This is a genomic window from Streptomyces sp. NPDC048507 (assembly GCF_043199995.1).
GTDB lineage: Bacteria > Actinomycetota > Actinomycetes > Streptomycetales > Streptomycetaceae > Streptomyces.
Map to the genome: position 1 here is coordinate 95,791 of NZ_JBICWZ010000009.1, position 21,728 is coordinate 117,518.

The 21,728-nt window shown below is 71.9% G+C and carries 19 protein-coding genes; 9 read left to right on the forward strand and 10 right to left on the reverse strand.

Annotation, left to right across the window (positions count from 1 at the left end; genetic code table 11):
* Positions 1-43: 43 nt before the first annotated feature.
* The 6 genes from ACGFXC_RS24475 to ACGFXC_RS24500 all read right to left on the reverse strand — a co-directional run bounded on the left by ACGFXC_RS24475 (position 44) and on the right by ACGFXC_RS24500 (position 7,440).
* The gene (locus ACGFXC_RS24475; RefSeq protein WP_393716092.1) at positions 44-1,831 is read right to left on the reverse strand and encodes an ABC transporter ATP-binding protein; all 1,788 of its coding nucleotides are present in this window, start codon (positions 1,829-1,831) and stop codon (positions 44-46) included.
* A 2-nt stretch (positions 1,832-1,833) separates the two neighbouring features.
* Entirely contained in the window at positions 1,834-2,889 is a 1,056-nt protein-coding gene (locus tag ACGFXC_RS24480; protein ID WP_393716094.1) for an iron-siderophore ABC transporter substrate-binding protein, read from the reverse strand.
* Between the two features lie 101 nt (positions 2,890-2,990).
* Positions 2,991-3,848, reverse strand: coding sequence for an ABC transporter ATP-binding protein (locus tag ACGFXC_RS24485; protein WP_393716096.1), 858 nt, complete (start codon positions 3,846-3,848; stop codon positions 2,991-2,993).
* A 40-nt stretch (positions 3,849-3,888) separates the two neighbouring features.
* Positions 3,889-4,950, reverse strand: coding sequence for a FecCD family ABC transporter permease (locus tag ACGFXC_RS24490; protein WP_393716097.1), 1,062 nt, complete (start codon positions 4,948-4,950; stop codon positions 3,889-3,891).
* Complete coding sequence (locus ACGFXC_RS24495) at positions 4,947-6,005, reverse strand: FecCD family ABC transporter permease (protein WP_393716099.1); 1,059 nt, start codon at positions 6,003-6,005, stop codon at positions 4,947-4,949. Before ACGFXC_RS24495 ends, ACGFXC_RS24490 begins: the two co-directional genes overlap by 4 nt.
* 85 nt (positions 6,006-6,090) lie before the next feature.
* Positions 6,091-7,440: a lysine N(6)-hydroxylase/L-ornithine N(5)-oxygenase family protein gene (locus ACGFXC_RS24500; RefSeq protein ID WP_393716101.1), complete on the reverse strand. Its 1,350-nt coding sequence runs from the start codon at positions 7,438-7,440 to the stop codon at positions 6,091-6,093.
* A gap of 259 nt (positions 7,441-7,699) precedes the next feature.
* On the opposite strand from ACGFXC_RS24500, the gene ACGFXC_RS24505 reads away from it, so the two are divergent.
* The 5 genes from ACGFXC_RS24505 (at position 7,700) to ACGFXC_RS24525 (ending at position 12,761) form a co-directional block, all read left to right on the forward strand.
* Positions 7,700-8,647, forward strand: a complete 948-nt coding sequence (locus ACGFXC_RS24505; protein WP_393716103.1) for a methionyl-tRNA formyltransferase — start codon at positions 7,700-7,702, stop codon at positions 8,645-8,647.
* Between the two features lie 201 nt (positions 8,648-8,848).
* Complete coding sequence (locus tag ACGFXC_RS24510) at positions 8,849-10,357, forward strand: DUF4246 domain-containing protein (RefSeq protein WP_393716105.1); 1,509 nt, start codon at positions 8,849-8,851, stop codon at positions 10,355-10,357.
* A 158-nt stretch (positions 10,358-10,515) separates the two neighbouring features.
* Positions 10,516-10,974: a MarR family winged helix-turn-helix transcriptional regulator gene (locus ACGFXC_RS24515; RefSeq protein ID WP_393716107.1), complete on the forward strand. Its 459-nt coding sequence runs from the start codon at positions 10,516-10,518 to the stop codon at positions 10,972-10,974.
* The gene (locus ACGFXC_RS24520) at positions 10,971-12,401 is read left to right on the forward strand and encodes an MFS transporter (RefSeq protein ID WP_393716109.1); all 1,431 of its coding nucleotides are present in this window, start codon (positions 10,971-10,973) and stop codon (positions 12,399-12,401) included. The genes ACGFXC_RS24515 and ACGFXC_RS24520 overlap by 4 nt, the downstream gene beginning before the upstream one ends.
* A gap of 66 nt (positions 12,402-12,467) precedes the next feature.
* A complete protein-coding gene (locus ACGFXC_RS24525) occupies positions 12,468-12,761 on the forward strand; it encodes a DUF1330 domain-containing protein (RefSeq protein ID WP_393716111.1) in 294 nt (97 codons plus the stop codon).
* 22 nt (positions 12,762-12,783) lie between these two features.
* On the opposite strand, the gene ACGFXC_RS24530 is transcribed toward ACGFXC_RS24525, so the two are convergent.
* The 3 genes from ACGFXC_RS24530 to ACGFXC_RS24540 are packed head-to-tail and all read right to left on the reverse strand — an operon-like array spanning position 12,784 to position 15,688.
* Positions 12,784-13,536 carry an amino acid ABC transporter ATP-binding protein gene (locus ACGFXC_RS24530; RefSeq protein ID WP_393716378.1) on the reverse strand — a complete coding sequence of 251 codons (753 nt, stop codon included), beginning with the start codon at positions 13,534-13,536 and terminating at the stop codon, positions 12,784-12,786.
* A 41-nt stretch (positions 13,537-13,577) separates the two neighbouring features.
* Entirely contained in the window at positions 13,578-14,534 is a 957-nt protein-coding gene (locus ACGFXC_RS24535; RefSeq protein ID WP_393716113.1) for an ABC transporter substrate-binding protein, read from the reverse strand.
* The gene (locus ACGFXC_RS24540) at positions 14,531-15,688 is read right to left on the reverse strand and encodes an LLM class flavin-dependent oxidoreductase (RefSeq protein WP_393716115.1); all 1,158 of its coding nucleotides are present in this window, start codon (positions 15,686-15,688) and stop codon (positions 14,531-14,533) included. Before ACGFXC_RS24540 ends, ACGFXC_RS24535 begins: the two co-directional genes overlap by 4 nt.
* Positions 15,689-16,331: 643 nt before the next feature.
* Between ACGFXC_RS24540 and ACGFXC_RS24545 the strand changes: the two genes are divergently transcribed.
* The 3 genes from ACGFXC_RS24545 (at position 16,332) to ACGFXC_RS24555 (ending at position 19,729) form a co-directional block, all read left to right on the forward strand.
* On the forward strand, positions 16,332-17,363 hold the full coding sequence (locus ACGFXC_RS24545; RefSeq protein WP_393716117.1) for an amino acid ABC transporter permease: 1,032 nt from the start codon (positions 16,332-16,334) through the stop codon (positions 17,361-17,363).
* A gap of 180 nt (positions 17,364-17,543) precedes the next feature.
* Positions 17,544-18,599 (forward strand): LLM class flavin-dependent oxidoreductase, encoded by a 1,056-nt coding sequence (locus tag ACGFXC_RS24550; protein WP_393716119.1) that lies wholly within the window; start codon positions 17,544-17,546, stop codon positions 18,597-18,599.
* An 11-nt stretch (positions 18,600-18,610) separates the two neighbouring features.
* Positions 18,611-19,729, forward strand: coding sequence for an LLM class flavin-dependent oxidoreductase (locus ACGFXC_RS24555; RefSeq protein WP_393716121.1), 1,119 nt, complete (start codon positions 18,611-18,613; stop codon positions 19,727-19,729).
* A gap of 40 nt (positions 19,730-19,769) precedes the next feature.
* Here ACGFXC_RS24555 and ACGFXC_RS24560 read toward each other — a convergent pair whose 3' ends face one another.
* Positions 19,770-20,921 carry an agmatine/peptidylarginine deiminase gene (locus tag ACGFXC_RS24560; RefSeq protein ID WP_393716123.1) on the reverse strand — a complete coding sequence of 384 codons (1,152 nt, stop codon included), beginning with the start codon at positions 20,919-20,921 and terminating at the stop codon, positions 19,770-19,772.
* Between the two features lie 159 nt (positions 20,922-21,080).
* Here ACGFXC_RS24560 and ACGFXC_RS24565 point away from each other — a divergent pair, with 159 nt between their 5' ends.
* Complete coding sequence (locus ACGFXC_RS24565; RefSeq protein WP_393716125.1) at positions 21,081-21,728, forward strand: TetR/AcrR family transcriptional regulator; 648 nt, start codon at positions 21,081-21,083, stop codon at positions 21,726-21,728.

Sequence of the window (21,728 nt, forward strand, 5' to 3'; positions counted from 1 at the left end):
CCTTCCAAGTTGCGAAGGTCAGCCTAACCTAAGTTAGGGCTACCTAACTACCGTCCCGCCAGGCCTGCCAGAGCCTCGCGTAACGGCCGCCGAGAGCGACGAGTTCCTCGTGCGTGCCCTGCTCCACGACGCGGCCCGCGTCGAGCACGGCGATCCGGTCGGCCGCGACGGCCTGGGTCAGCCGGTGGGCCACGAACAGCGCGGTCCGTCCGGCGCAGGCGGCCATGACCGCCCGTTCCAGTTCGGCGGCGCCCTCGCTGCCCGCCTCCGCGGTCGACTCGTCGAGCACGACCACGGGTGCCCTGCCGAGCACCAGCCGGGCCAGGGCGACGGAGGCCACCTGGGTGCCGTCCAGCCGCGCACCCCCCTCACCGACCGCGGTGTAGAGCCCGTCGGGCAAGGACTCCACCCACTCCCGGGCGCCCACGACGCCCAGGGCGTCCAGCAATTGGGCGTCGCTCGCCCCGGGCGCGGCCAGCCTCAGGTCCTCGGCGAGCGGACCGGAGAAGACGTGCGTCTCCTGGGTCAGGATGCTCACCAGCGACCTGGCCCCGGCCTCGTCCAGATCGGCGAGGTCGGTGGAACCGACGCGCACCGAGCCGCTCTGCGGCTCGCCCACGCCGGCGATCAGCGCGGCGAGGGTCGTCTTGCCCGCCCCCGTCGCCCCGACCAGGGCCAGCGAACCGCCCGCCGGGATGGTCAGACTGACGTCCCGCAGGACGGGATCCTCCGCGCCGGGGTAGGTGAAGGTGAGCCCCTCGACCACCACCGCGCACGGCCCGTCGTCCGTCCGGGCGGCGGTGGAGTCGCCCACCAGGCGCTCCTGTGCGGACTCCGACAGCACCCCGACCAGCCGGGTCAGGCTGGCGCCGGACTTCTGCGCCTCGTCGAAGGTGAACATGATGGCGCCCAGCGGCGTGAACAGCCGGTGGAAGACCAACGGGGCGGCGGACACGTCGCCGAGGCTCGCCGAGCCGGTCTCCAGCAGGACGTAGCCCACCACGAGGATCAGGACGAGTCCGATGAACTCCGCGCGGTTCTCCCGGCCGACGAACCGGCCGAAGAAGCGGAACACGTCGATCCCGATGTCCCGCACCCGGGTGGAGTCGGCGGTGACCTTCTCCCGCACCGACTCCTCCAGGCGGTACGCCCGTACGGTGTCGATGCCGTTCAGACCGCTGATCAGCGACTGGGCGCGCTCGGCCTGGGCGACCGCGCGCCGGCGGTAGAGCGGGGCGGACCGGGGGAGGTACCAGCGCAGGGCCAGCGCGTACGCGGGCAGGGCACAGGCCCCGGCCAGGCCGAGCCGCCAGTCGAGCCCGAACATGCCGATCGTGGCGACGGCCACCAGCACGCCCGCGGAGAACACCGTGGGAACGGCCGCGCGGATGCCCTTGGACAGGACGGCGACGTCGTCACCGACACGGGAGAGGACGTCTCCGCGGCCGACCTGCTCGACCCGGGCGCTGGGCATCCCCAGCACGGCCCGGACGGCGCCTTCGCGCAGTTGCGCGAGCAGGTCGGCGCCGAGCCGTCCGATCAGGTACGTCGACATCGCGGTGGCCGCCGCGCCGAGGAGCGCGGCGGCCACCATCACGGCCCCGATCGGGACCAGGTCCGAGAGCGGTCCGCCCCCGGTCACCCCGTCGACCACGCGGCCGAGGAGGAGGACCGGGAGCATCTGGAGCGCGGCCCCGGCCACCGTGCTGAAGACGGTGGCCGCGGTCAGCCAGGGCATCTCGCGGCAGTTCGCCGCGACCCATCCGGCTGCCTCGCGTCCGGTCGTCGTGTGCAGGGTGGCCGGGGCGACGCTCGGGTGCGTGGTGCTCACACCTAGCCGACCGACTTGACGAGCTCGTCGATGGCGTACGGCATGGACAGCAGGGTGGCCTGCGAGATGGCCGCGCCGGCCGCCGGGCCCTCGCTGTCGAGGAGGTACGACACCTTGTTGTCCTTGGAGACCTTCAGGTTGGTGAAGAGGTCGAACTTCTTCAGCGCGTCCATGTCCGCCTTGTCGTTGATGACGAACACGCGGTCGACGTCGACGAGGTCCATGCGCTCCGGGGAGAGCTGGGTGAAGAACTTGTCACCCGCGATCTTGTCGATCTCGGTCTGACCCTTGAAGCCCATGCCCGACAGGAGCTGGCCGCGGACGTCGGTGGTGGTGAACGGCGAGACCGAATCCTTGTACCAGGACAGCGCGACGGCCTTCTGGTTGGCGAACTCCGGGTGCGCCTTCTTGACCTCAGCGAGCTTGTCGTTGATCCCCTGGATCATCTGCTTGCCCTCATCGGCCTTGCCGAGGGCCTTGGCGATGTGGAGGGCGTTGTCCTGCCACGGAGCGCTGAAGGGTTCCTTCTCGGCCTTGGTGCGGCCCACCGTCGGCGCGATCTTCGAGAGCTTGTCGTAGGCGGCCTGGTCGATCTCGGAGTACACCGCGATGATCAGGTCCGGGCGGAGCGCCGCGATCTTCTCGAAGTTGGGGCCCGCGTCACCGTTGTTCATGATGACCTCGGGCTTGGTGGTACCCCACTTGTCCTTCACCCAGGGCCACTGGGTGTTGATGTCGGGGCTCGTACCGGCCGGGTTGGGGTACTGGTCGACCATGCCGACCGGCTTGATGCCGAAGGCCAGGATGGACTGGTCGTCGGTGTAGCCCACGGACACGACCCGCTTGGGGGCCGACTTGACCGTGGTGGATCCGAACGCGTGCTCAACCGTGACCGGGAACGCACCGGCGGCGGCCGGGGAGTTGGCGGCGTCGTCCTTGCCCTTGTCCTCGGAGCCGGAACCGCAACCCGCGAGAAGGCCCACACCGAGGGCCGCTGCGGACACGGTCACCGTCAGCCGCCACCAGGACTTCATGCGTGTCGTTCGATCGAGGAACATCCGGATTCCCTTGCTTTCGTGCTATCTGATGCAGCCCCGTATAAGGGCAGGCAAACCTTAGCGTGAGGTGATGAGGTAAGCCTAGCCTAAGTTGGGGGTCTTCAGTTCCGTCCGCCCGAACCCTGGACGTGCGTCCGCCCGATCGGGACGACCAGGGGCCGCTCCCCCACCGGATCGTCGATCACCTGGGCGCGCAGACCGAAGGCCTCGTCCAGCAGTTCGGCGGTCACCACGTCGCGCGGATGACCCTGCGCCAGCACCGAACCCGCCTTCATCACGATCAGGTTGTCGCTGTAGCGCGCGGCCAGGTTCAGGTCGTGGAGCACCATGACCACGGTGCACCCCGACTCGTGCAGGTCGTCGACCAGGTCGAGGACGTCGATGGCGTGCGCCAGGTCCAGGTAGGTGGTCGGCTCGTCGAGCAGCAGCAGGTCGGTTCCCTGAGCCAGGGTCATCGAGATCCACACGCGTTGACGCTGCCCCCCGGAGAGGGTGTCGACGGCGCGGTCGGCCAGGTCGGACACCCCGGTCATGGCCAGGGCCCGCTCCACGACGGAGGCGTCGTCGGAGGACCACTGCCTGAGCCAGCTCTGGTGGGGGTGCCGGCCCCTGGCCACCAGGTCGGCGACGGTGAGGCCCTCCGGGGCGACCGGCGACTGCGGCAACAGGCCCAGCTTCTTGGCCACGTCCCGGGTCTTGAGCCCGGCGATGTCCTCGCCGTCCAGCACGACGGACCCCTTCGTCGGCTTGAGCAGCCGGGAAAGGGTCCGCAACAGGGTGGATTTGCCGCAGCCGTTGGGGCCGATGATCGTGGTGACGACGCCCTGGGGGATCGTCACGTCCAGCGCGTCGATGACGGTCCGGTCCGCGTACCCGACGGTGATGCCCCTGGCCGCCAGCCGCGGGACGTCACCGGCGACGGTCTCAGTACGGATCTCGGTGGTGTGCTGAGCGGCCAAGGCTCCCCCTTGAATTAGGCTTGCCTAACCTTTCTATCACCTAGCGGCGGTTCGCCCTCACCAGGAGGTAGATGAGGAAGGGACCGCCGATGGCCGCGGTCACCACACCGACCGGCAGCGTCACCGGCAGGGCCGTGCGCGCGATGAGGTCGGCGCCGATCAGCAACAGCGCGCCCACGGCGGCGGAAGCGGGCATCGGCGGCGTCGGGGACTTCGTCAGCCGCATCGCCACCTGCGGGGCCACCATCGCGACGAACGGAACCGGCCCCGCGGCGCTCACGGCCATCGCGGCCAGCAGGACCGCGCACAGCAGCATGACCGCCCGTACCCGGGTGTAGCGCACGCCCAGCCCCGCGGCCACGTCGTCACCGAAGTGCAGCGGTTTGAACTGGAAGGCGACGCAGGCCACGACGGCCATCAGGGCCACCGTGCCCCACAGCGCCGGCCGGACCTCGCCCCACGACCTGTTGTCCAGGGAGCCGACGAGCCACGCCTGGGCCCGCGCCACGTCCCGGATGTCGGCGGTGACCAGCAGCCAGGTCGTGACCGCCTCCATCACGGCACTCACCGAGATGCCGATGAGGATCAGCCGGAAGCCGTCGACGCCGCGCCGCCACGCCAGGAAGTAGACCAGCAGACCGGTGGCCAGTCCGCCCGCGAGCGCCGCCGCGGGCAGGCCCACGGAGCCGACGACCGCCGCGGTGGCCCCGCCCGAGACCGTCACCAGGACCACCGCGACCGCACTGGCGCCCCCGGTGATGCCCAGAATGTCCGGACTGGCCAGCGGATTGCGGGCGATGGACTGCGTGATGGCCCCGGACACGCCGAGCGCGACGCCCACGACGAGCCCGGCCAGGGCCCTCGGCATGCGCAAGTCCATGATCACGAACTCGTCCACCCGCTCGCCCGCCCCGAAGAGCGTGGCGACCACCTGAGGCAGACCGATGGGGAAGTCCCCCACCCCGATGGACAGGCAGAACACCAGGAACGTCGCGGCGGCCAGCAGCGCCGTCACGAGCACGATCCTGGGCCGCCACACGAACGACAGGCCGCCGAGCCTGACGCCCGGCACCGCCGGCTGCTTCACCGCTGTCTCGTTCATGCGCTCTTGAACTTTCCCCGCCACACCATGACCGCGAAGAACGGGGCGCCCAGGAGAGCGACGAGGACACCCGCGTCCAGCTCGCCCGGCCGCACCACGACGCGTCCCACGATGTCGCAGAACAGGAGGACGACCGCGCCGAGCAGACCCGCGTACGGCACCAGCCAGCGGTAGTCGGGACCGGCCAGGTACCGCGCCACGTGCGCCACCATGAGTCCGAGGAAGGCGATGGGCCCGCAGGCCGCCGTGGCGGCGCCCGCCAGCAGGGTGATGGCGACGATGCCGGCCGTGCGCACCAGCGCGATGTTCACGCCCAGTCCCCGTGCCACGTCGTCCCCGAGGTTGAGCAGGTTGACGGAGGGCAGGGTGGCCAGTGCCAGGACCAGCCCGATCACGACGAAGGCGGTCACCGGCCAGATGACGTCGAAGCCGACGCCGGCCACCGAGCCGGAGTTCCAGAACCGCAGGGCGTTCAGCGCGGCCTTGTCCGACAGCGCGACCGCCGTCGTCATCGCCGCGAGGAACACCGTGACGCCCTGACCCGCCAGGGCGAGCGTCAACGGGTTGCCGGCGCCCCGGCCGATGCTCGACAGCCCGAACACGACGACACCGGCGATCCCCGCCCCCAGGAAGGCGAACCAGACGTACTGGAACGGATCGGTGAACCCGAACAGGGAGATCGCCGACACCACGGCGAAGGAGGCACCGGTGTTCACGCCCAGCAGGCCGGTGTCCGCGATGGGATTGCGCGTGTACCCCTGGATCAGTGCCCCGCCGACGCCCAGGGCGATGCCCGCCACGATCGCCAGCACCGTCCGCGGCACCCGCACCGTCTGGACGATGAGCCGGACATCCGTGATCTTCTGGTCGGGGTCGGGGGCCGCGAACAGCCCGTGCCAGACCTCGGCGGGGCTGAGTGCGCGTGCGCCGACGGCGAGGGAGGCCACCGCGGCGATCACGAGGACCGCGGCGACCGCGGCCAGACCCACGGTCCGCCGCCGCCGGGCCTCTGCGACCCGGGGTGGCGACGGACGTTCAACTATAGACGTGCCCATGTCGCCCTACGCTATCCCTCGCTGACGCGGCACCGTGCGGGCACCTTGCCTCTCTCGCGGATCCGCCGGGGGACCCGTGGTGGCGCTAGGCCTGGCTGACGTGGCCGGCGACCGGCCGGGCTTCGTCGGGCACGGCCTTGACGACGCGGTCGAGGACCGAGTCGAGGATCTCGCCGACCCGTATCGCCGTGTTGGACAGCAGGGAGGAGGTGATGCCGTGCGTGTGCTCGGTACCGCCCTGGAGGTAGATGCCGCAGCGCAGCTCCGGATCGGTGGAGACGCGGTAGTCGCGCTCGACGCGGACCCGGCCCTGGTCGTCGCGGTGGCACTTGCCCCCGACGTCGCCGAGCAGGCCCAGCCCGTCGGCCTGGAGGTACCCGGTGGCGCACACGACGACATCGGCCTCCACCACGCTCTCCTCGCCGGTGACGAGGGACTTGACGGTGGCGCGCACCCCGTCGGCGGTCTCCTCGACCCCCGTCAGGCGCGAGATGTTCAGGAAGCGCAGCCGCTCGGTGCCGAGCACCTTCTCCTGGTACGACTGGCGGTACAGGTCGTCGATGAGGTCGATGTCCACCACGGAGTAGTTCGTGTTGCCGTGGTAGCCCATCAGCCGCTGCTTGACGTCCTCCGGCGCCGTGAAGTACTCGTCGACCGCCTGGGGGTCGAAGATGCGGTTCGCGAAGCTGCTGTCGTCCGCGGGGCTGTAGCCGTAGCGGGAGAAGACCGCGCAGACCTCGGCCTGCGGGAAACGCCGGTGCAGGTAGGCGACGTTCTCGGCGGCGCTCTGGCCCGCGCCGACGACGACGAACCGCTTGGGCTCGGAGCCCTCCAGGCCCTCGACCTTGGCGAGGAACTCGGAGTTGTGCCAGACGCGGTCGGACCGCTCGATGCCCTCCGGCATGACGGGGCGCAGTCCCGTACCGATGACGAGGTTGCGGGCGCGGTGCACGACGATCTCGTCGCCCGACCGGGCGGTCACGTCGAGGTACTCCACCACCCCGTCGCGCACGACGGGTTCGACCGCGATGACCCGGTGGCCGTAGGAGACCATGTCGTCGACCTTCGCCGCGGCCCACTCGAAGTAGTCGTGGAACTCGACGCGGAGCGGGAAGAGGTTCTTGTGGTTGACGAAGTCGATCAGGCGGCCCTTGCTTTGCAGGTACCGCAGGAAGCTGTACTCGCTGGACGGGTTCCGCAGCGTCACCAGGTCCTTCAGGAAGGACACCTGCATCGTCGCGTCGTCGAAGAGCATGCCCCGGTGCCAACCGAAGCTGGGCTGCTGCTCGAAGAAGTGCGCGGTGACGGCCTCCTGCCTGCCGACGCGCTCATTGTGCTCGGTGAGCGCGATCGCCATGGCGACGTTGGACGGCCCGAAGCCGATACCGATCAGATCGTGGATCAGTGGTGCGTCGCCAGGAAGAGCCTGTGACATGTCACTCCCATGTGTGCGGGACAGGCGCCAGCCGGGGCGTCCTGTCGGGGTGGGGATAGGGGGAGTCCAGGCACACCGGTGACCGGTAGCCAAGTGGAACTTAGGTAAAGCTAACCTGATCCAGGCGGACTGTCGACCAGACAAAAGGGACTATCTTGTCTGTTTGGGTCAATTCGCACCAGAAACGGGGTCGTTGCATCGTTAGGTAAGCCTTGCTTTACTTGGGGTTGCTTATTCGCTCATCTGAGGAGGAACCCCGATGCGGGTCGTCATGTTCGGTTATCAGACCTGGGGTCACCGCACCCTCAAGGCTCTCCTGGAGTCCGAGCACGAGGTCGTGATGGTCGTGACGCACCCCAAGAGCGAGCACGCCTACGAGAAGATCTGGAGCGACTCGGTCGCCGAACTGGCCGAGGAGCACGGCGTTCCCGTCGTCATCCGCAACCGCCCCGACGACGAGGAGCTGTTCCAGCGGCTCAAGGAGGCCGACGCCGACATCATCGTCGCCAACAACTGGCGCACCTGGATCCCGCCGCGCATCTACACCCTGCCCCGGCACGGCACCCTCAACATCCACGACTCGCTGCTGCCCAAGTACGCCGGCTTCTCGCCGCTGATCTGGGCGCTCATCAACGGCGAGTCCGAAGTGGGCGTCACCGCCCACATGATGGACGAGGTGCTCGACGCGGGCGACATCGTGGACCAGCGCGCCGTGCCCGTGGGCCCCCGCGACACGGCGACCGACCTCTTCCACAAGACCGTCGACCTCATCGCCCCGGTCACCGTCGGCGCGCTCGCCCGGATCGCCGCCGGCGAGACCGAGTTCACGAAGCAGGACCGCTCCCGGGCCAGCTTCTTCCACAAGCGGGCCGAGGACGACATCCGGATCAACTGGGAGTGGCCCGCCGACGTCCTGGAGCGGCTGGTCCGCGCCCAGTCCGCCCCGTACCCGGCCGCCTTCACCTTCCACAAGGGCAAGCGCCTGGAGGTCCTGTCCGCCGTCGTGTCCACCGGCGTGTACGGCGGCACTCCCGGCCGGATCTTCTACCGCGAGGGCGACGGCGTGGTGGTCGTCGCCGGAGCGGACGCCCGCACCGGCCGCAACCACGGCCTCGCGATCACCCGCGTCCGCACCGAGGACGGCCGCGAACTGCCCGCGGCCGAGTACTTCACCTCCATGGGCGGCTACCTGACCGGCCGCCCCTGACCCCCGCGGGCGCCCGTGGCGCCACCTGATCCCGCACCCGCTCCGGACGGTCCCCGGCGGGTCGGCGAGCACCGCCGTGCGCATCGACGATCCGCACGGCGGTGCCGATGCGTGCGCCGGTCACGGGGAGCCGGCGGCGGTGTCGGTGCGCTGAAGTACTCTTCCCCCGCCACCGCACACCGATCGCAAGGACCAGAAGAGTTGACCGGCCTGTCCGCTTTCCCCTCGCCCTTCCACACGTCCCGTTCCCCCGCGTTCGCCAAGCCCCGCACGCTGCGGGAACTCCGGATGATCCAGTGCAGCGCGCACATTCGGGCGAAGCCGGGATGGTCCGACAAGAGGAGCGACGCCGGGATCGTGGCCCGGTGGACGCGGGAGGCACTCGCCCAGGGGCTCACCGAGGCCGGGGTCCGCTACGTCCTGGACGAACTGGCGCACTACGCGGCCCTGCGGGACGAGCGGACCGGCATCGAGGTGTCCGCCGTCGACGGGGTGTGGCAGTCGGACACCCTGATCGACGACGAGCTCGGCTCCCGGCTGCGCCGGGCGGTACGGGTCCTGGAGCAGGTTCCCGAGGCGGAGCGCGACTGGCATCCCGGATCCGGCGGCCAGGTGTGGGACCTGGTGCACCCCTCGCTCTTCTGCCTGGTACGGGGGGTCAGCGGCGGGCCCGAGCAGGCGTGGCAGAACCCGGCCGGCCGCCATGCGAAGTACGAGTTCTCGGAGAAGTTCCAGTGGCTGCCCACTGACGTCGACGTCACCGAGGACGGCGAGACCGTCTTCCGTTCGTACGTCAACAACGTCCACCCCGAGGAGCACCGCGAACTGAACGCCGTGCTCCCCGAGTTGTTCGCGCGCATGCTCCCCCTCCTGGAGAACGTGCTGACCGATCTGCGCCATCCGAGGCCCCTGCGGATCGAGGCGGACCCCTACGGGTGGTACGACGCGCGGCCGGAGTACCCGAACAGGTCCGCCTACGCCGACGACGCGGCCTACGCGCAGGCCCGCCTGGCGTGGGACGAGGCCCAGGACAGCTGGTGGGAGGACCGCAGCCCGGTCGTCCCGGACGCCCCGGCCTTCACCCCGCCCGAGGTGCCCGGCGCCGCGGCCCGGGTCGGCCTGCGCGGCCGCCGCCTCCAGGTCATCGTCAAGCTCGCCAACGTCCAGCTCACCCCGGACCGGCCCGAGTACCCCGGCGGTTCCTGGCACGTCGAGGGGATGCTGAACGAGCGGATCGTCTCGACCGGCATCTACTACTGGGACAGCGAGAACATCACCGAGAGCCGGCTGGGCTTCCGGGCGGCCCTCGACGACCCGGACTACGAGCAGAACGACGACGCCGGCCTGCGCGAGGTCTACGGCCTCGAGGACGAGGACGCGCTGAACCAGACGCTGGGCTCGGCATCGACCCCTGCGGGCCGCTGCCTGGCGTTCCCCAACGTCCTGCAACACCGCGTCAGCCCGTTCCGCCTCCTGGACGGCACCCGCCCGGGACACCGCAAGATCCTCGCGTTCTTCCTGGTCGACCCCTCGGCGAGGATCACCTCGACCTCCGACGTCCCCCCGCAGCAACCGTGGTCCGACACCTCGACCATGACGCGCGAACAGGCCGAGGACCACCGCGAACAGCTCATGCGGGAACGCAAGTTCTTCGTCGACGAACACAACGAGCAGCTCTACGAACGAGAATTCTCCCTCTGCGAACACTGACCCCCCGCCACCGCCCCGCCGCCCGGGTGTACGGCGGGGCCCGGCTCAGACGTCCTCCGCGGGGCCGGCCGCCCCGCGGACCGGCCGGGACGAGCGGATAAGGCCGACCCGGGCGCAAAGTACATACAGGGTTCATATAAAGACGCTATGGTTCTGGCATGAGTCGCCGAGACGCCGCGCACGGCGCCGCCGATGCCATCGGGTCAGCCCTCTACGGGCTGGCCACCGGGGCCGTGCGGCGGCTTCCGCGGGACATGAGCCTGACGTCCGCCGCCACCTTGGCCACCCTGGACAAGACCGGCCCGCGGCGGATCACCGATCTGGCGGTGGCCGAGGGCGTCACCCAGCCCGCGATGACCGTCCTGGTCCGGGTGCTGGCGGAATCCGGGCTGGTCGAGCGGAAGGGCGATCCCTCCGACAAGCGGGTCACGCTGGTGTGCCTGACCGAGGCCGGCGCCTCGTACGTCCGGGCGCGACGGCAGGCGGGCGTCGACGCGTACGCGCGGTTGGTCGACGAGCTCAGCGGCGACGAGGCCGGGGCCCTGGCGGCAGCCCTTCCGGCCCTGCTGCGCCTGGCGGAGCTGGAGAGCCGTGCCCGAGAGGCGCCGGACCGGTGACCCCGGACCCGGCTCCCCCGGTACGTTCCGGGGCGCGTCCGCTGGTCCCCGCCCTGGTGTTCGTCGCCCTGGTCGTGGCGGCGGTCGCCAGCCTCGGGACTCCGCTCATCACCAGCGTGGCGGCCACGTTCCGCGTCTCCCTCGACAGCGCGCAGTGGACGCTGACCATCGCCCTGCTCAGCGGCGCCGTCGCCACACCCGTCCTCGGCCGGCTCGGTGCCGGTCCGCACCGGCGGGCCACGGTGCTCGCCACGCTGGCGATCGTCGTCGCCGGCAGCGCGCTGACCGTGCTGCCGCTGCCGTTCGCCGCGCTGCTCGTGGGCAGAGCGGCCCAGGGCATCGGCCTCGGTCTCACGGCGCTGATGATGGGCGTGGCCCGTGACCACCTTCCCGAGGAGCGCGCAGCGGCCACGATCGCCCTGATCTCGGTGGTCTCCGTCATCGGAGCCGGCGTCGGCTACCCGCTGGCCGCGCTGCTCGCCGAGTTCGGCGGACTGCGGGCCGCCTACGGCCTCGGCCTGCTCGTCACCGCCCTCGCCTTCGTGACGGCGTGGCGCTCCCTGCCCGCGGCCCCCGAAGGCCGCTCCGCTCACGTGAACGTGACCGGTGCGCTCCTCCTGGCGGGCGGACTGCTCCTCGTGCTGTTCCTGGCCGGCGAGCGCGGCCTGTGGACCCGGCACCTCGCCGGTGCGGTGACCCTGACCGCCGTCGCCCTGCTCCTGCTCTGCGTCTGGACCGTCTCCGAACTGCGGAGCACGACACCCCTGGTCGACGTCCGGGCGGTACGGCACCCGGCGGTCGCCGGGGCGAACATCGCCATGTTCGTCGGCGGGAGCGGCATGTACCTCCTGCTCACGCTCATCACCCGCTACGCACAGACCCCGCACGGCGCCGGCTACGGCTTCGGACTGACCACCTCCGTGGCGGGTCTGGTCCTCGTCCCCTTCTCCGTGCTGGGGTTCGTCGCCGGCAGGCTCACGCCGCGGATCCGCGCCCGGATCGACGGCCCCCTGTTGCTGGCCGGCAGCGCCGCCGTCGTCGGCGGCGGGTTCGTCCTGTTCGCCACCGCCCGGTCGGGCCTGGCCGAACTGCTCGCGGCCATGGGCGTCCTGGGCTTCGGCGTCGGCAGCTTCTCGGCGGCGGTGCCCGGCGTCATCCTGGCCGTCACCCCCGAGAGCGAGACGTCCAGCGCCATGAGCTTCAACTACGTCGTCCGCAGCGTCGGATACGCCCTGGGCAGCGCCATCGGCGGTCTGGTCCTGGCCTCCGGCACCGCCACCGGCCGCCGCTTCCCGGACGACGGCGCCTACACCACCGCGGCGCTGACCGGCGTCGCCGCGATGGCGGTCACGACGCTGGCCTGCCTCGCCCTCGCCCGACGGCGCCCACTCGGCCCGACGTCGACGCCGTCTGCGCCGGCGCGCTGAACCCCGGCGCGCCGGGCACGGATCTGCGCATACTTCTGAAGATCGATTCCGAACACTGGAGGTACCGTGGCCAAGGGCTATTGGGTCAGCGTCTACCGCGCCATCGAGGACGCCGAGAAGCTGGCCGCCTACGACGAGTTGGCCGGTCCGGCCGTCCGGGCCGCGGGCGGACGGCTGCTCTCCCGCGACGGCCGGGTCGTCGCGCACGACGCCGGAATCGCCGAGCGCACCATCCTGATCGAGTTCGACAGCTTCGAGCAGGCGGTCGCCGCACGTGCGAGCGCCGCCTACCAGGAGGCGCTGGCCACCCTCGGCGACGCCGTCGAGCGCGACTTCCGCATCGTCGAAGGCCTCGACTGACGGCGGTCCCCGGTCCCCCGCGTCAGAGGACCTTGGCGAGGAAGGCACGGGTACGGGCGTGCCCCGGATCGTCCAGGACGGCCGCGGGCGGCCCCTGTTCGACGACGACCCCGGCGTCCATGAACACGACCGTGTCGGCCACTTCGCGGGCGAAGCCGATCTCGTGGGTCACCACGATCATGGTGGTCCCGGCGCGGGCGAGGTCCTTGATCACGTCGAGGACCTCGCCGACCAGTTCGGGGTCGAGCGCCGAGGTGGGCTCGTCGAAGAGCAGCACCTTCGGTTCGAGGGCGAGCGCGCGGGCGATGGCGACGCGCTGCTGCTGCCCGCCGGACAGGCGGCGCGGGTAGGCCTCCGCCTTGTCGGCGAGACCCACCCGTTCCAGGAGCCGCCGGGCCGCCTCCTCGGCCCGCGCCCGGGGGCGGCCCAGCGCGGACACCGGGGCCTCGACGAGATTGTCGAGGACGGTGAGGTGCGGGAAGAGGTTGAAGTTCTGGAAGACGAACCCGATGCGCGTGCGCTGCTTGAGCACCTCCTTCTCCTTCAGCTCGTACAGCTTGCCGCGGGCGGCCCGGTAGCCGATCAGCTCGCCGTCGACGCTGACCCACCCCCGGTCGACCTTCTCCAGGTGGTTGATGGTGCGCAGGAGGGTGGACTTCCCCGAGCCGGAGGGGCCGAGGATCACGGTGACCTCGCCCGTGCGCACCGACAGGTCGACGCCGCGCAGCACCTCCAGGGGACCGAAGCTCTTGTGGACGCCGTGGACGTCGACCATGACGTCGCGGACGGCCGCGGATGCGGCGGCGGGTGCGGCGCTCACGCGTGCTCCGGCGGGTTGATCCGTGAGCTGTCGATGGCGGAGGCGGTGGTGCCCCACTTCTTCAGGATCCGCGCGTAGGTGCCGTTCTCGATCAGCTCGTTGACGGCGCCCTGCAGGGCCGGGGCCAGCGGGGAGCCCTTCTTCAGGGCGAAGCCGACGTCGAGGCGGTGGTATTCGCCGAGGAAGGTGGTTCCTGCGGCGGGTTGCGCGGCCTGGTGGCGCAGGCCGTTGATCGTCGACATGACGACGTCGATCCGGCCCTGCTGGAGGGCGGTGGTGACGGCTCCGGTCTCGGCGAAGACCTTGACCTCGTACGGCTTCCTGCCGGCCGCCGCGCACACGCCCCGCTGTGCGGTGAGGGTCTTCTCGAAGGTGGTGCCCGCGCCGGTGCCGATGGTCAGTCCGCACAGCTGGGTGAGGTCGGACACCTGCCCGGTCAGCCGGGTGTTGCCCGTCTTGACCGCGAATCCCTGGCCGTCGTTGACGTACGTGACGAAGTCGATGGTCTTCAGGCGTTCGGTGGTGACCCCGAAGTTGCCGGTGCCGATGTCGTACTTGCCGCTGCCGAGGGCCGGGAGGATCGTCTCGAAGGAGGCGTCCTGCCGCTCCAGGCGCAGGCCGAGGACCTTGGCCACCGCGTCGGCGAGCTCGATGTCCTGGCCGGCGGGGGGCTTGTCCTGGCCGTTCGGGTAGTACGCGGAGGGCGGCGCGCCGACCGAGCTGCCGACGCGCAGGCTGCCCGCCCGGCGCACCTCGGCGGGCAGGAGCGCGGCGACCGCCTCCACGGTGCGTACCCCGGCGACCGGGTCGTCGGCCGGTACGGGGGAAACCCCGGCGCCCGCCGGCTCCACGGGCGCGCCGCCGGAGCCGCAGGCGGTGAGGGCCAGCAGGGGCAGGAGGGCGAGGGCCGCGAGGGAACGCAGGCGCGGGCGGGTGGTGCGCGTGCCGGTCATCCGCGCACCGCCGAGAGGGGTGCGCCGCCGCGCGCGCCGCCGCGTTCGGCGTCGCGTTCGGCGTCGCGCTTGGCGACCTCCGCACGGACGAGCGGGATCACGTACCGGCCGAAGTCGACGGCGTCGTCCAGCAGGTCGTAGCCGCGGGCCGACAGGACGTCGACTCCGAGGTCGTAGTAGTCCAGCAGGGCCTGGGCGACCGTCTCCGGCGTGCCGACCAGCGCGTTGGAGTTGCCCGCACCGCCCGTGGCGGCGGCGGTCGGGGTCCACAGCGCCCGGTCGTAGCGCTCGCCCGCTTCGGCGATGGCGATCAGCCGCCGCGATCCGGTGTTCTCGGGCGCGGCGTCCGGCGCGCCGCCGCCCCGGAGACGGCGTACGGGCCCCGCCTGCCGCCGCCGTTCGATGGCGCCCAGCGTGCGGTGGGCCTTCTCCCAGGCGAGCTCCTCGGTGGGGGCGATGACCGGGCGGAACGCCACCTGGATGCGCGGGGTGTCGGTACGCCCCGCGGCCCGCGCGGCGGCCCGGACCTCCTCGATCTGGCGGGCGGTGTCCGCCAGCGGCTCGCCCCACAGGCAGTAGACGTCGGCCTCGGCGCCTCCGGCGGCGTACGCGGCGGGCGAGGAGCCGCCGAACGAGACGTCCGGGCGCGGCTGCTGGACGGGGAAGACGTCGCTGAGGAAGTCGTGGAAGCGGTAGTGCTCGCCCTCGTGGTCGAAGGGCTCGTGGGTGGTCCAGATCTTCTTGACGATCCGGATGTACTCGCGGGTGCGGGCGTAGCGCTGGTCCTTGGTGAGGGTGTCGCCCTCGCGGCCCTGTTCGTGGTCGTTGCCGCCGGTGATGAAGTGCACGGTCAGCCGGCCGTCGCTGATCTGGTCGAGGGTGGCGAACGTCTTGGCGGCGTAGGTGGGGTAGGAGACGTTGGGCCGGTGGGCGAGCAGGATCCGCAGGCGGTCCAGTCTGCTCGCGACGTACGCGGCCGCCGGCGCGGGGTCCGGGGATCCGGAGCCGTAGGCGAACAGCACCCGGTCCCAGCCGTGGTCCTCGTGGGCCCGGGCGAGCCGCAGCGTGTACTCCTTGTCGAACGCGGCGCCGGAGCGTGCGGTGGTTTCGGATCCGTCGTTGGTGGCGGCGATGCCGAGGAATTCCACGGGCATGGGGTGGCCTTGGCCTTTCGGATGGTGAACGGTGGATCCCCGCGGGCGGGCAGGACGCGGCGACCGCCGGCGGGACGGCGGTCGGGACGGCATCCGACGTGCCGGGAGCGGGGCAGGGCGGTTCCGGGCAGGGCGGTTCCGGGCAGGGCGGTGCGGTGCGGTGCGGGGAACGCGGTGCGGGCGTGACGACGCGGAGCGTCGGGAGGGTCCGGAGAGGCGGCAGCGCACGCCCGGGCCGACGGGCGCCCGGTGGGGTGCGGAAGGGAGTCCTCGGCCCGCGACGGGGCCCGCGACGGGGTCACCGAGGGAGGGAAGGGCCGGTCAGACAGCCCGCTGCCGCGTCAGGCGCAACACGCCGCGGACCACACGCGACCGAAGTCGATGTAGTCGCGCGAAACCAGGCGCTGATGGGCGTTCATGCGCCTACTTGAACAGGACTTCCGGCTCTTCGTCAAGCAACGGCCCGGATCGGGACGGGCGCCGCCGGCCCGCCGCGGGCGCTGTTGACAGGGCCGGGCGGCAGGCGCATACGATCGAGGCCGGAGCGGCTCCCGTGTGCGGGGAAGCCGCTGTGCCCGCGTTGAGGGACGCGGTGAGCGTGATGATCCGTCCACGCCCGCGACCCTCCCCTGGAGCGCCTCCCATGGCCACCCCTTCCGACGTCTTCGACGTGTCCGACGCTGCCGTTCCCCCTCCCGTCCCGGCCGCGGGCCGCGCGTCCGCCACCGAGCCGCCACCGCCCGGCTCCGCCGGCGCCTGCGCGCTGCCGCCGATCGTGCCGCGCCGGCGCACCGGCCGCCGGCTGTCCGCCGCCGCCGCGCTGCTGGTCTCCGCGCTGTTGCTGGTCTCCGTCGTGCGCAACGAGGCCTTCCAATGGCAGGTCGTGGGGCAGTACTTCACCACCTCCGCCGTGCTCGACGGGCTGCTGCTGACCCTGTGGCTGACCGGCGCCGTGATGGCGCTCGGCTTCCTGTTCGGCACGCTGCTGGCGGTGATGCGGCTGTCCGCCAATCCCGTGCTGCGCACGCTGAGCTGGGGCTACGTGTGGATCTTCCGGTCCACTCCGCTGCTGGTGCAGTTGCTGTTCTGGTTCAACATCGGCGCCCTGTACCCCACCCTCGGGCTCGGCATCCCCTACGGACCGCAGCTGTTCACCCTCACGACGGTCAACCTGCTCGGCCCGACCCTCACCGCCGTCATCGGGCTGACCCTGCACGAGACGGCGTACGCGGCCGAGGTGGTGCGCGGCGGCATCCTCTCCGTGGACCCCGGCCAGACCGAGGCCGCGCAGGCGCTCGGCCTGGGACGGCGGCGCACGCTGCGCCGGATCGTCGTCCCGCAGGCGATGCGCTCCATCGTGCCGACCGCGGGGAACATGCTGATCGGCACGCTCAAGGGCACGAGCATCGTCAGCGTGCTGGCCGTGCACGACCTTCTGTACTCGGTGCAGTTGGTCTACAACCAGAACTACCGGGTGATTCCGCTGCTGATGGTGGCGACCCTCTGGTACATCGCCGTCACGAGCGTGCTGAGCGCCGGCCAGTACTACGTCGAGCGGTACTACGCGCGCGGCGCCTCCCGCGCTCTGCCGCCGACCCCGGCCCGGCGCCTGCGCGTCCGGCTGGCCGCCCTGCGGGGCCGGCTGCACGCGGTGACCGCAGCCGGCGGCCGCTGAGCCGGACGGCGCCGTGCGCACGGCCCTTTCAGCGGGCCGCGGTCATTTAACACTGCGGTCATGGTGTGCCCCATCGGCCGGACGTAGCGTCGTGGAGGAGGGGATCAAAAGGGCCGACGGGTCGAATTCCCCATCCCCGCAACGGCGTTGCCGAGCAAGCGAAAGGGAGGCCGCCGCACCGTGAAGTTCCTGGCCATCACCCTCATCACCGACACCCCGGACCCGGCGACGGGCGGGGCGACCCCCACGCGCGAGCGGTTCCGGCAGGTGGCCGCCGCCGCGGTGCGGGCGGAGGAACTGGGCTTCGACGGGTTCGGGGTCGGTGAGCGTCACGAGCGGCCCTTCCTGTCGTCGTCGCCACCCGTCGTACTGGCGCACATCGCCGCGCTGACCCGCCGCATCCGCCTCTACACCACCGTGACCACGCTGAGCCTGCTGGATCCGGTCCGGGCGTACGAGGACTACGCGACGCTCGACCACCTCAGCGACGGGCGCCTGGAGCTGATGATCGGCAAGGGGAACGGCACGGCGCAGCGCGAGCTGTTCGACGTGACGCCCGAGGACCAGTGGGAGCGCAACTCCGAGGGGTACGAGCTGTTCCGGCGGATCTGGCGCGAGGACGCGGTGACCGCGCGGCCGCGGTTCCGGCCCGCGCTGACCGGCGCCGAAGTACTGCCCCGGCCGTACCAGCGGACGCTGCGGGTGTGGCACGGCAGTGCCACCAGCCGGGAGTCCGTCGATCTCGCGGCGCGCCACGGCGATCCGCTGTTCTCGGCGAACGTCACCCATCCCCTCGGCCCCTATGCCGAGTTGATCCGGCACTACCGCGAGCGCTGGGCGCACCACGGACACGATCCGGCCCGCGCGGTCGTGGGCGCGGGCACGGCGGGCTTCCACACGGCGCCCACCTCGCAGGGGGCGGTGGCCGCCTACCGGCCGGCCTTCGCCCGGTACCTCGCCCAGCACCGGGCGCAGGGGCTGGAGCCGGTCTTCGCGACCCTGGAGGATTTCGTGGAGCGCAGTTCGGCGCTGATCGGCAGCCCGCAGCAGGTGATCGAGAAGGTGCACCGCTACCACGAGGCGTTCGGCCACACGGTGCTCCACCTCCAGGCGGAGCCGGGCGGCCTGGGCGAGGCGGAGCACCGGGCCTCGCTGGAACTGTTCCAGTCGCGGGTCGCTCCGGTGCTGCGCCGCTCGATCCCGGACCCCCTCTTCCCCTCCTCCCCCGATCTGTAAGGAGCCCGGCCATGTCCCGCACGCCCCTGGGGGTCCTCGACCTCGTCCCGGTCACCTCCGGTTCCACCGCCGCCGAGGCCCTGCACCGCAGCATCGACCTGGCCCGGCAGACGGAACGGTTCGGTTACGCCCGCTACTGGTTCGCCGAGCACCACCTCAATCCCGGGGTCGCCGGGACCTCCCCGGCGGTCGTGCTCGCGCTGACCGCCTCCGCGACCACGAAGATCCGCATCGGGTCGGGGGCCGTGCAGCTGGGGCACCGCACGGCCCTGTCGACCGTCGAGGAGTTCGGGCTGATCGACGCCCTCCACCCGGGGCGCCTCGACCTCGGTCTGGGCCGCTCGGCGGGCCGGCCCCCGGCTCCCGAGCCCGACGCGCCCCCGCCCTTCGAGGGGTGGACGCCGGGCGGGCTGCGGATCCCCGCGCGCTTCTCCTTCGCCCCGCTGCTGGGCCACCCCCGGCTGGCCCTCCAGCAGCGGCTCCTGAACCATCCCGGGGCACGGCCGCAGGACTACGCCGCCCAGGTGGCCGACGTACTGGCCCTGCTGCGCGGCGAGTACCGCTCCCCGGAGGGCGTCGAGGCGCATGCCGTCCCCGGTGAGGGGGCCGACGTACAGGTGTGGATCCTCGGCAGCAGCGGCGGGGTGAGCGCCGCGACGGCGGGCGCGAACGGGCTCCGCTTCGCGGCGAACTACCACGTCAGCCCGGGGAGCGTGCTGGAGGCGGCCGAGGGCTACCGGGCCGCGTTCAAGCCCTCGGCCGAGCTGGAGCGGCCCCACTTGACGGTGTCCGCGGACGTGGTGGTCGCCGAGGACGACGCCGGGGCCCGCGAGCTGGCCGCCGGGTACGCGCCGTGGGTGCGCGGCATCCGCTCCGGGGAGGGCGCCATCCCCTTCCCGTCGCCCGCCGAGGCCCGGGCGCTGCCGTGGACGGACGCCGATGACGCCCTGGTCGCCGACCGGGTGGAGACGCAGTTCGTCGGCTCCCCCGCGACCGTGGCCGACCACCTGGAGCGGCTCCGGGAGGCCACCGGCGCCGACGAACTGCTGATCACCACCATCACCCACGACCACGCCGACCGGGTGCGCTCGTACCGGCTGCTCGCCGAGGAGTGGGCCCGCCGGGACTGAGGCCCGGCCGGCCGGCGAGGCACGGGTGCGGGGTGCGGGGTTAGGGCACCGGCTGCTGCTGGGTGACGCAGTGGATGCCGCCGCCGCCCGTGCCGAGGCGGTCGATGTTGAGCTGCTCGACGGTGCGGCCGGGGAAGAGCCGGGTCAGGGTGGCCCTGGCGGCGGCGTCCGCCCGGGTGTCGCCGAACTGGCCGCTGATGACGGCGCCGTTGCACACGTAGTAGTTGGCGTAGGAGGCGAGGAAGTCCCGGTTGGTGGAGCGGATCTTGTCGTAGTCGGGGCCCTGGAGCTTCTCGACGGCCATGCGGGCGCCGCCCGCGCTCGTGGCCGCCGAGAGGATCTGGAACTGCTGCCGGGCGTCCTTGGCGTAGACGTCGTTGTCCGAGGCCAGGGGCATCTGGACGAGGGCCTTGCCGGGGGCCAGGAAGCGCGAGGTCGCGTCGACGTGGTCGTCGGTGATGTCCTGGCCGCTCACGCCGTCGAACCAGATGACCTTGGAGGCGCCGTAGGCGGTGCGCAGCGCGGTCTCGATCTGTGCCTGGGTCATGTTGGGGTTGCGGTTGCGGTTCACCAGGCTGCTGCGGGTGGCCATCAGGGTGCCCGCGCCGTCCTGTTCGACGGCGCCGCCCTCGCCGACGAGGGCGGCGGCGGTGAAGGGGACGCCGGCGTAGGCGGCGATCCGGCCGGCGACGAGGGCGTCCTTGGCGTGGGTCTGCTTGTTGCCCCAGCCGTTGAAGTTCAGGCCCACGGCGTCGAGGCCGCCCGCCCCGTCGGTGCGGAAGACGGGGCCGGTGTCGCGCATCCAGCAGTCGTCGACGGGGATGGTGGTGACGACGGTGACGGTGGGACCGCACTGGGAGCGGGCCTTGGCGGCGCTCGCCGGGTTCGCGCAGAGGAGGACCGGCTCGTACTTGGCGATGGTGCGGGCGATGAGGGCGATGTCCGACTGGACCCCGCTGAGGGTGCTGCCCCAGATGGAGGTGCTGTCGGGCCAGGCCATCCAGGTGCGGGTGTGGCGCACCTCCTCGATCGGGACGCGCAGGGTGCCCGCCGCCGGAGCGGGGCGGGCCGCCGCCCGCGCCCGTCCTTCGGCCGCCGCCAGTGCGGCGGTGGCGGCGGTGAGGCCGGCGGCCGCCAGGAAGCTGCGCCTGGCCATGCCGCCGGCGGGCGGGCGTGCTGCGTGATCGTTCATGAGGGGTCTCCTTGGGGGGGATCAACTCCCCGCGGCGGTAGCGGGGTTGACCCGAAAGCTAAAACTGGCCAAGCGCTCGGTCAATAGTTTCGACGAGGTCATTCCGGCGGTTCGGGAGAAGCCCCAGGTGACGGGCTGGAGGATCGTTAGAGTGACGCCATGGCCGCATCCGCGAAGAACCCACCGGACCTGTCCGCTCCCCCTGCGCGCACGCGGCGGCCCCGGGTCTCGGCGAAGGGCGAACAGACCCGGGCCGGGCTGATCGCCGCCGCCCGGACCCTGCTGGCGGGCGGGCTGAGCGAACGGTTCACCACCCGCAACGTGGCCGCGCTGTGCGGGGTTTCGCACGGGATGTGCCACTACCACTTCCAGGACCGGACCGATCTCGTCCTGGCCGTCATCGAGGACATCCGCCCCGAGTGGATCCACCCCCTGGAGGAGGCCGTTTCCGCCCCCGGGCCGTTCGAGGAGCGGGCCGGGCGGGTGGTCGAGCTGCTGGGTCGCCCCGAGGGCGCGGAACTCTCCCACCTCCACTCGGCGTTGCACTGGCACGCCCTGAACGACCCCCGGGTACGGGAGTCGCTGGAGGCGGAGTACGTGCGATGGCGCGACTGCTTCGTCACCCTGTTCCGGGTGCTGGCCGAGGAGCGGGGCGGGGGCGTGGACCCGGTCCTGCTCGGCGAGGCCGTGGCCGCCGCGGTGGACGGCCTGGCGGCCGCCGAGTCACTGGGCTCCGAGGTCGACTCCGGGCCCGTGCTGCGCACGCTGATCCGTACGCTCGCCGCCGGGACCCGGCCCGGGAGCTGA

Bases quoted from the DNA above. Each gene is read 5' to 3' on its own strand.
- ACGFXC_RS24480 (WP_393716094.1), bottom strand. From the start codon at position 2,889: ATGTTCCTCGATCGAACGACACGCATGAAGTCCTGGTGGCGGCTGACG.
- ACGFXC_RS24490 (WP_393716097.1), bottom strand. From the start codon at position 4,950: ATGAACGAGACAGCGGTGAAGCAGCCGGCGGTGCCGGGCGTCAGGCTC.
- ACGFXC_RS24495 (WP_393716099.1), bottom strand. From the start codon at position 6,005: ATGGGCACGTCTATAGTTGAACGTCCGTCGCCACCCCGGGTCGCAGAG.
- ACGFXC_RS24500 (WP_393716101.1), bottom strand. From the start codon at position 7,440: ATGTCACAGGCTCTTCCTGGCGACGCACCACTGATCCACGATCTGATC.
- ACGFXC_RS24505 (WP_393716103.1), top strand. From the start codon at position 7,700: ATGCGGGTCGTCATGTTCGGTTATCAGACCTGGGGTCACCGCACCCTC.
- ACGFXC_RS24515 (WP_393716107.1), top strand. From the start codon at position 10,516: ATGAGTCGCCGAGACGCCGCGCACGGCGCCGCCGATGCCATCGGGTCA.
- ACGFXC_RS24530 (WP_393716378.1), bottom strand. From the start codon at position 13,536: ATGGTCGACGTCCACGGCGTCCACAAGAGCTTCGGTCCCCTGGAGGTG.
- ACGFXC_RS24535 (WP_393716113.1), bottom strand. From the start codon at position 14,534: ATGACCGGCACGCGCACCACCCGCCCGCGCCTGCGTTCCCTCGCGGCC.
- ACGFXC_RS24540 (WP_393716115.1), bottom strand. From the start codon at position 15,688: ATGCCCGTGGAATTCCTCGGCATCGCCGCCACCAACGACGGATCCGAA.
- ACGFXC_RS24545 (WP_393716117.1), top strand. From the start codon at position 16,332: ATGGCCACCCCTTCCGACGTCTTCGACGTGTCCGACGCTGCCGTTCCC.
- ACGFXC_RS24555 (WP_393716121.1), top strand. From the start codon at position 18,611: ATGTCCCGCACGCCCCTGGGGGTCCTCGACCTCGTCCCGGTCACCTCC.
- ACGFXC_RS24560 (WP_393716123.1), bottom strand. From the start codon at position 20,921: ATGAACGATCACGCAGCACGCCCGCCCGCCGGCGGCATGGCCAGGCGC.
- ACGFXC_RS24565 (WP_393716125.1), top strand. From the start codon at position 21,081: ATGGCCGCATCCGCGAAGAACCCACCGGACCTGTCCGCTCCCCCTGCG.